This is a genomic window from Vibrio sp. YT-19(2023), from assembly GCF_033337395.1.
In genome coordinates, this window is the sequence record NZ_JAWOQN010000237.1 from 1 (window position 1) to 918 (window position 918).

Here is a 918-nt window from a genome sequence, read left to right on the forward strand (position 1 = left end):
CAAATTGCTGCGAATGTACTGGCTATCCGCACTGTTGCCTTTGCCTAATTGAGCGTATTGTTGGTTAACTTTTAACTTTGGAATGCTGTCAGGGTTGATGGAAACGGTCCATTTCCCATGATCTTTAAATACCGATACGTCCGGAATGACGTATTCTGTGTCGTCTGGGGTAATGCGGCTGCCCGGACGAGGATCTAACTGTTGGATCAGTTTTAGTACTTCGCGTAGATCCGCTTCTTTTAGCTTAGTTTCTTTGATGACCAGTTTGTAATCGCGATTACCAAGGTGATCGATGTGATCGGCAAGAATCATTTTGGCTTCTGCAAGCCAAGGCGTGTCTTCTGGGAAGGTTGCAAGTTGCAGGAGTAAGCATTCTTGCAGGTTCCGCGATGCCACACCAAGCGGGTCAAACTGTTGGATGCGTTTGCGCACGGCTTCGACCTCATCCAACTCAATATCTTCGTTGTCGAAGCTTTCGTGAATCTCTTCAGGAGATAGGGTCAGATAGCCGTAATCGTCAATCGCATCAATGATGGCAATGGCAATCGTACGGTCGGTTTCACTGAAAGGCGATAAGTCGAGTTGCCACATCAGGTAATCGTGTAGCGATTCTGTGGTTTCGCCTTGGTAGACCGGCATATCATCGTCTAACGCTAAACCGGTACTGCCCGTATTTGCGCTGTAGACATCATCCCAAGTTGTGTCGATTTCAAGCTCTGAGCTGATTTCGGACTTTTCGATGACGTCAGAACTATCAGGAACTTCGATTTCTGTTGGCTCGTTGGCACTGTTGTCAGCAGTTTCGAGTGCTGATTTGTCTTCACCATTTGCTTGAGGTTCTTCGTGGCCTTCTTCAACTTCCAATAGCGGGTTTGAGTCCAACGCTTCTTGGATTTCTTGTTGAAGATCGAGAGTCGA

At 47.2% G+C, this 918-nt stretch carries 1 pseudogene; it reads right to left on the reverse strand.

The features are described from left to right. Nucleotides 1-918 (reverse strand): annotated as a pseudogene (locus tag R7E78_RS25110) (RNA polymerase factor sigma-54); the annotation flags it as partial.